General features: G+C 61.9%; 5 protein-coding genes. 1 reads left to right on the top strand and 4 read right to left on the bottom strand.

The window, feature by feature from the left end; translation table 11 throughout:
- Together ABI_RS10400 and ABI_RS10395 are read right to left on the bottom strand one after the other, a co-directional pair.
- On the bottom strand, positions 1-2,116 hold a 2,116-nt coding region (locus ABI_RS10400; RefSeq protein ID WP_157138857.1), incomplete at its 3' end, for a putative bifunctional diguanylate cyclase/phosphodiesterase.
- Positions 2,113-3,900, bottom strand: a complete 1,788-nt coding sequence (locus ABI_RS10395) for a sensor histidine kinase (RefSeq protein WP_006272899.1) — start codon at positions 3,898-3,900, stop codon at positions 2,113-2,115. The genes ABI_RS10400 and ABI_RS10395, both read right to left, overlap by 4 nt.
- Before the next feature lie 256 nt (positions 3,901-4,156).
- On the opposite strand from ABI_RS10395, the gene ABI_RS23625 reads away from it, so the two are divergent.
- Positions 4,157-6,268 (top strand): ATP-binding protein, encoded by a 2,112-nt coding sequence (locus ABI_RS23625; protein WP_006272898.1) that lies wholly within the window; start codon positions 4,157-4,159, stop codon positions 6,266-6,268.
- Here ABI_RS23625 and ABI_RS10380 read toward each other — a convergent pair.
- Both ABI_RS10380 and ABI_RS10375 read right to left on the bottom strand, forming a co-directional pair.
- A complete protein-coding gene (locus tag ABI_RS10380) occupies positions 6,254-6,592 on the bottom strand; it encodes a hypothetical protein (protein WP_006272897.1) in 339 nt (112 codons plus the stop codon). The two genes, ABI_RS23625 and ABI_RS10380, sit on opposite strands and share 15 nt — an antisense overlap.
- A gap of 129 nt (positions 6,593-6,721) precedes the next feature.
- Complete coding sequence (locus ABI_RS10375; protein ID WP_157138773.1) at positions 6,722-7,681, bottom strand: hypothetical protein; 960 nt, start codon at positions 7,679-7,681, stop codon at positions 6,722-6,724.
- Positions 7,682-8,136 lie beyond the last annotated feature (455 nt).

Here is an 8,136-nt window from a genome sequence, read left to right as displayed (position 1 = left end):
CTGCTCTAACCCGCCATCGCCGATGGTAAGGGCCGCAACAGGGGGGTATGTCGGCAGCGGCGACAGCTTTGCTGAAGAGAAATCCCTGGATTCCCGGACAACGCTCTCCGCGCAGATGCTGAAGTTGCTCCTCAGTCTCCACGCCCTCGGCGACGCAGTCCAAATCCAGCTGCCGTGCCAGGTCGAGGATGCTGTGGACGATGGCCGCCGTGCTGTGGTCGTTGACGATGTCACGCACGAACGAACGGTCGATCTTGATCCGGTCCAGCGGAAAGCGCTTGAGATAGGACAGCGACGACCAGCCGGTGCCAAAATCGTCGAGCGACAGCTTGACGCCCAGGGCCTTCAGGTCGCCCATCAGGCGCAAGGTGGTATCGGTATCGTCGAGTGTCAGGCTTTCGGTCAGCTCCAGCTCCAACCACTCCGGGGCCAGTCCGGTCTCCTCCAGTGCTTCGCGCACGGTGGCGACGATATCGCCGCGGTAAAATTGCTGCGCCGACAGATTGACGGCCATCCGCACCTTGGGCAGGCCCTGCTTCTGCCAGGCAGCATTCTGAGCGCAGGCGGTGCGCAGGACCCATTTTCCCACCTCGACCATTCGGCCATGCTCCTCCAGCAGCGGGATAAACAGAGTTGGTGAGATCATGCCCTCCGTGGGATGCTGCCAGCGTATCAACGCCTCCAGGCCGGTGATGATCGACGGATCCAGCGAGAGCTGAGGCTGGTAGTGCAGGACAAACTCGCCACGGTCGACAGCGTCATGCAGGTCGTTGGAGAGGGTGTGCCAACGTTCGGCCGCCATACTGAGGTCGCGCGTGAACAGGCGGTAGGTGCCGCGGCCCTTCTTCTTGGCCTGGTACATGGCCGTGTCGGCGGCCTGCAGAAGTGACGCGGGATTGTCACCGTCCCCAGGATACATGGCGATGCCGATACTGGTCCCGATGCGCAGGTTGTGGCCTTGCACCACGCACACCGGTTCCAGAGCCGTTAGGATGCGCCGCGCCAGGATTTCCGCATCGGCGGGGCTGTTCAGGTTCGAGGCTGCGATGACGAATTCATCACCGCCCAGGCGGGCCGGCGTATCGCTTTCGCGCAGGACGCTGCGCAATCGCCGCGCCACCTCCTCCAGCAGACCGTCCCCAATGAAATGGCCCAGACTGTCGTTGACGTGCTTGAAATGGTCCAGATCCAGCAGCAGCAACCCGACCTGGCTGTGATCGCGGCGGGCATGGGCGATCGCCTGGCCCAAGCGATCCATCAGCAAGGTCCGGTTGGGCAGGCCCGTCAGGGCGTCATGCATGGCGAGGTAGCGCACACGCGCCTCAGCCTCCTTGCGCGCACGGACGTCCCGGAAGGTGCATTGCGCCAACATCCGCTTGCCGGCGCGATAGGTCGTTCCCACCACCTCGACGGTGACCGCGGTGCCATCCGGCTTCTGCCACGACCATTCATCCCACTTCATATGACTGGCGCCGTGCAGCGCATCGACGATCGGCTTGGCCCCGGCGCCCTGGAAGACGGGAATGTCTTCGACCCGCAGGCCGCGCATGGCCTGCAGCGTGCTGCCCAGCATCTGGCAGCACTGATCGTTGAGGTCGGCCACGATGCCTGTCTCGCAGTCGACCACCAGGATACCGTCGCCCGCCGTTTCAAACATGCGGCGATGGCGCAGTTCGGAGTCGCGCAAGGAGGCTTCGGCCGCCAACAATTCCAGTTGTGTTCGCCGCAGGGCCAGATGGGTCTGTACCCGAGCCAGCAGCTCCTCAATCTGGAACGGCTTGCTGACATAGTCGACGCCGCCGGCGGCAAAGCCCGCCACCTTGCTGTCGACATCCGTCAGAGCCGTCATGAAGATAACCGGAATATCTTTGTAGTCTGCCTGTGCTTTTAACCGGCGACAGGTCTCGAAGCCGTCAATATCGGGCATCATGACGTCCAGCAAGACCAGGTCCGGCCGGGCGAAGGCGACACGTTCCAGCGCCTCATTGCCCCCCAAAGCCACCACGACCTGATAGCCGCGCAGTTCGAGATGGTCGGCGACAAGACCCAGATTGACCGGGTTGTCGTCAACCACCAGAATGGTTCCCGACACCGCATTTTCAGCAACTACGGTCATGCGGCACGCCTTTCCTCAACATACTGTTCAATCATGCGCAGCACGGCCGGCGACTGATATGCGGCCGCCAGGCCGTCCAGCCGCTCGGCAAAGCCGCGATAGGCTTCGCCCATGGCGATAATGCCCGGAATTTCCTTGCGGATGGCGCGCAGATTTCCAGCCCGCGCCATTTCCAGCAACCGCGCCAGAACTTCCGGCGACGGGGCAACGACGGACTGCGTCTCGGGCTCGACAACGACCGGCTCGTTCGTCGCTTCGCGATCATCCTCCGCCACCGCCAGTGGGAATTCGGCCTCGACGGTGAAACAGCTCCCCTGCCCGACTTCGCTTTCGACCTTGATATCGCCGCCCATCAGCTTGACGATCTGGTGGGTAATGCTGAGCCCCAGCCCGGTACCGCCGCTCTTTGAGATCGAATTGCCGGCCTGCTCAAACGGACGGAAGATGCTGTCAAGTTGATCAGCCTGAATGCCCACACCCGTGTCGCTGACGGCGAAGCAAAGCCGCGCCGACTCCTCACCCGCCGACACCACCGTCACGCTCAGCCTGACCTCGCCCGCCGCCGTAAACTTGATAGCATTGCCCAAAAGGTTGATCAGCACCTGTCGCATCCGCTTTTCATCGGCCACGACATATTGTGGCACATCCTCCGCAATGCTGATGCTGAAGCTCAGGCCCTTATCCTCGGCGCGCACCCGCACCATCTGGCCAACCGTCAACGCACAGGCACGGATATCGAACCCGCCCGGCATCAGCTCCATCCGCCCGGCCTCGACCTTGGCGATGTCCAGGATGTCCGTAATGACCGTCAACAAATGCTCGCCGCTATGCTGGATCGTCTTGACCGCCGATAGCTGTTGCGAACTCAGGTCGCTGCTCTTCAGCAACTGGGCATAGCCCAATATGGCGTTCAGCGGCGTCCGCAACTCGTGGCTCATATTAGCCAGGAACTGCGACTTGGCGCTGCTGGCGGCCTCAGCCGCCGTCCGCGCCGCCGCCAGTTCACGCGCCTCCTCGGCCTGGCGTTTCTGTTCGACCTCATACCCCTTGCGCACGCTGAGGAAGCGATAGACCAGAAAACCTCCGGTCAGGACCAGCCATGCGCCCAAAATCAGCAGATACCACTGCGCCGTCGACAGGGATTGGCCTTTGAAATCCAGGCTTTCGACATCGACATCGAACCGCCCCATCGGCGCCGTACTCCCAGATCCCATGGCGATCGAGACGACCCGATCCAATGCCGGCGTGACCTCGTCCGGGCGGATGTTGCGCGCGCTGAGCCACCAGCCCTCGACCACGAACTGATCCATGGTCAGGTCGATGTTATTGACACCTTCCTTGACCTCGAACTCAGCCACCATCGGCATGGTTTCGCCGTCCTTGACCCGGTCTCGGAGATTGTCCGGCACCGCCGTCTGGATCAGGAAGCGCATATGATGGCCTACACCCGTGTAGGTCATTTTCAGGTGGATGTTCTGATACTTGGCCAGGTTGACGCCCGTGCCGTCATTGTTGATATCCAGTTGCAGCCCGTACCCGCAGTAGGCGTACTGCGCACCAGGCGCCAGGGTGCAGGTCCACTCCATCGGCCTGGCCTGATCGAATGTCACTGTGGATTTGCCGCCTTCGTCCTTATCGCCATAGGCGAACGGGTAGAACTGCGCCGCCCGCTGCATCAGTTCGAGCTGCTGACTGGTAAAAGCATCCTTGCCCAGCACCGCAGCAAACGTCAGGGCCAGGAGCATGAAAATCGCCGCCTCGACCTTAAGGTTGGTATAGTTCAACCACCCGCCTGGGCTTTTTTCGGAACGCTGGGACAAGATTTCTTCTCGGTTACACAAATCACGCGCCGTTCTGGTCGCGGAAACTGGAGACATCACATTAGCGACAAAAGTTTATCAACTCGTTGCACAGTCATCGTACGATTTACGAAGCCTCAATCCGCGAAGGCGAAACCGATTGCATTGACTGTTGATTTTGGGCGGAGGCACAACGACGCGTTCGTGTATACTCATGCACAACACAGACACGAGGCGGCCGGTGAAAGACAGCAGTAACGCGGCGATTTCGGCCAAAACAGAGCCCCGCACGGGCCACTCGGAACCGCATGACCGCACCCTCATCACCGAAGAACAACTGCGGCTGGCCCTCGACGCCGCCGAGATCGGGCTTTGGGATGTAGACGTCGCCGCCGGCAAGCTGTTCTGGGATGCCCGGTGCAAGGCCATGTTCGGCGTGGCGCCCGATGTTCAGGTGACGATGGACGATTTCTATGCCGGCCTGCACCCCGACGATCGTGCCGCCACCATTGCCGCCTATCTGGCGGCCCAGGATCCGGCCCAACGCAGCTTTTACGACGTCGAGTACCGCACCGTCGGCGCCGATGGCGTCGTCCGCTGGGCGGCGGCCAAAGGGCGTGCCATCTTCGAAGATGACGGCCGCTGTATCCGCGTCGTCGGCAACATCATCGACATCACCGCGCGCAAACAGGCCGAACGCCGTCAGGCGGTGATGCTGGAACTGACCGACCTGCTCCGCATCGGTGACACGGACCAGGCCCTGCACGCTGCCTGCGCCCTGATGGGCCGATACTTCGGCGTATCTCGGGTGGGGTACGGCCTGCTCGATCCCGTGGAGGACATTTTCAGCTATACGGTATGCTGGACCGACGGCTTTGTCCCGCCCTTGCTGGGCGATTATCCCGCCCACGTCTTTGGCGAGAAGATTGTCGCCGCCTTGAGCGCCGGCCAGACCATCGTCGTCGACGACCTGTTTGCCGCCTCCATCAGCGATGAAGCCCGGACCCTGGAAACTGCGGCCGATGTCGACACGCGCGCCATCCTTGTCGTGCCCTTCCTGCGCGGTGGACGCCTGCGCACCATCGTCTATCTCAACGCCCAACAGCCGCGGCACTGGGACCCGGCCGAGATCGCCTTCATGGAGGCCGTGGCCGAACGGACGCGCCAGTTGATCGACCGAGCCGAGAACATCCGCGAATTGACCCAGGCCCGCCGCAAGGCCGAGGAGGCCAGCCTGGCCAAGACCGAGTTCCTCGCCAATATGAGCCATGAGATCCGCACGCCGATGAACGCCATCATCGGTATCGGTACCCTTCTGGCCATGAGCCAGCCCCTCACCGCCCGCCAGCAGGAGTTCGTCAAGACGTTGAACGTCAGCGCCAAGGGGCTGCTGGAACTGATCAACGACCTGCTGGACGTCGCCAAGATCGAAGCCCATACGGTGGAACTGGAAGAGGTGCCCTTCAGCCTGGAGCAGATCCTGCTGGAGGTGGCCAGCATGATGACGGTGCGATCGCGCGAAAAGGGCCTGACCTTTACCACCGCCATCGACAGTATTCGCGGGCGCACCTTTGCCGGCGACCCGATGCGGTTGCGCCAGATCGTACTGAATCTGTGCAGCAATGCCGTCAAATTTACCCAGACCGGCGGCGTCGAGATCCGGGTGGCCTGCGGCGCCGAAGACAGCGTTGCGATATCTGTCCGCGACACCGGGATCGGCATAGCACCGGAAAACCTGTCCACCATCTTCGACAAGTTCGTTCAGGCCGACAACAGCATCAGCCGCAAGTACGGCGGAACAGGCCTCGGCCTGGCCATTACCCGCAACCTGGCCGAATTGATGGGCGGTGCCATTGCCATCGACAGCCAGCCGGGGCATGGCTCGACCTTTACGGTCACCCTGCCCTTGCGCCTGACCGACGCGCCTCAGGCGGCCGATCCGATCGCCGCGCCGCCGCCCCAGTCCGGCGCCGCCCGTATCCTCCTGGTCGAAGACCATGAACCCAATGTCCTGGTCGCCACGACCTTCCTGGAAGCCTTTGGCTATCAGATCGAGGTTGCCGGTCACGGCGAGATGGCTGTCAATGCCCTGAAGGCGGCACCGTTCGACCTGGTGTTGATGGATGTCCAGATGCCAGGCATGAACGGCTTTGAAGCCACCCGCCTGATCCGCGAACACGAACAGAATACGGGTCAGCCGCCTGTGGTGATAATCGGCATGACGGCCCACGCCCTGGCTGGCGATCGCGATCGCTGTCTCGCCGCCGGCATGGACGACTACATCGCCAAACCCTTCGACCCCGAGGCTCTGCGGCTCAAATTGCAGACGGCACTGGACTCACGGACGGCCTGAGCCGCCCGAAGAACCGCCCGAAGATCCACAGCGAAACGCCTCGCGCAGGCAGATATGGCCCAGCGGCGCGTAAAGTGCGGCGGCCACCAGTCGCTCATGCGCCGCCTCGTAGCTGAGACGGCCATTGAGGTAGCCGATAAGGCAGGCCCGAACGAAGCTGCCCATTTCGGCGACCTGATGGTCTTCGTGCTCACGCATGCGCAGCGCGATAAACTCGATGACATCCAGGGCGACATCGCTGTCCTCGCGGTTGTCCATCTTGTAGACGGTCAGCAGTACCGACAGAACTGACCGGACGACGTGTGTGCTGGTTTCGACTATCATGAACCTCACCTTTCATTCAGGCCATGATGACAGGCGACACCTCAACTCGCCATGCGAACCCCTCACAAAAAAGGAAAGACCCAGTGCGTTGGGAGGCTTTACAGCTCTCTTGCCACGCTGAGCCCAGCCTTAATGCTCCGGTTGCCGCTCATAACCCGCACCCATGCAGTCGCCCCAGCGCTCAACACGGAAGTCCGGCAGATATTCGACCGGGTGTCGGTCCAGGCATTCCGGCAATTCGCTGGCAGGAAAGAACGCCAGACCCTCGGCCCGGTCGAAGTCGCGGACGGCAAGGCCTTCGCCGTCACGCCAGTCAAACCCGCCCACATAGCGCCAAGTGTCCGGCATGGTTTCACCGTCAACATAGGTGAATTCGGTCGGGGACAGCACAAACGCATAGGTGTTGCAGATCAGTCCTACCCGCCCCTGCGGTGTGGCATAAAGGTTTAGCCGGGTGGCGCAGAAAAACTCGGACAGGTCGTGCTCGACGCCATTAGCTTCCAGGACAAGATACTGGTCTTTGCCATCGAAGGGATCCCACCGATTGATCTGGTTGTCGATGCGGTAAATGACCCGGACACCGGCCAGGTCCGCCTGAGCTTCGTAGACGCCGACCGCCCGGCCATCGGGCAAGACGGCCGCCAGCCGCAAAATTCGCCCCCGGACGTCGTCACGGTCCGCAGACGTCAGACTTCTGGGGTTCGGACAAAAGATAGGTGTCGCCGGCAAGGTGTCGAAAAGCCCTGGCGCCTCCACAACGTCCACCAGAGCGCGGGCCAGTTCAGCCCGCCGCCGCGGCTGTTGCAACCCCAGTTGCCTTCGCGCGACAGGCACGACCGTAATCAGATTCAGCCATCGGCGGGCGGAACCATCGGCCGGATCACAAACCACGTCCAGCGCAAACGCCCGCGCGATCACCGCCGAAAACACAGATACGGCCTTGTCATATTCCGCCGAGGGCGCCTCGTAAGGACCGCTAAACTCGTCCCTCGCGCCCCCTATACACATGGGATTGGCTGTAAGACGTTGCTCATGCCAGGCATCCAGCATCGCCGTCAGCGACCATTCTTCATAAGCAGGGCATTTCAAAGGACCCACGGGACTTGCAGGAACCCTATCTTGGGCGGAAGCACCGGTTGGAGCGGCCAGCACCAGGCAAGCCGCCACACATGCAACAATGCGATGAAACCAGGCCATCATGGCTTCCCCCCTATCGCTTGTTTATCAGGCGAAAAACGGCACGGGTCAATCGCGCGGTCAAAACCTGACCCCAGGCCGTGTATACGTATTCTTAGTTTTGCGAATACGTATTCACCGCGCCGCCGTTCCACCCCGGTGTAACATCCCGGTAAAAGCCGCCACCAGAGCCGGCACATATCGGGAGAAACACATGCGCAATCTGACCGGACGGGCCTTAGCCCTGCTGACCCTTGGCCTATGCCTGCTCATCTCGGCCTGCGGTGGCGGCGGCGGATCGTCCGGCGGTGGAGGCGGTGGCGGCACCAGTTCTTCTTCCTCCAGCAGCGCTCCCCTCACCCTAACAA

This window comes from Asticcacaulis biprosthecium C19 (assembly GCF_000204015.1).
Lineage (GTDB): Bacteria > Pseudomonadota > Alphaproteobacteria > Caulobacterales > Caulobacteraceae > Asticcacaulis > Asticcacaulis biprosthecius.
Note: the sequence above shows the minus strand (reverse complement) of the source record. Positions and strands in the feature narration are given on the sequence as shown.

What these genes read in the sequence shown, in the direction of transcription:
- ABI_RS10380 (WP_006272897.1), bottom strand. Translation starts at nt 6,592, where the DNA reads ATGATAGTCGAAACCAGCACACACGTCGTCCGGTCAGTTCTGTCGGTA.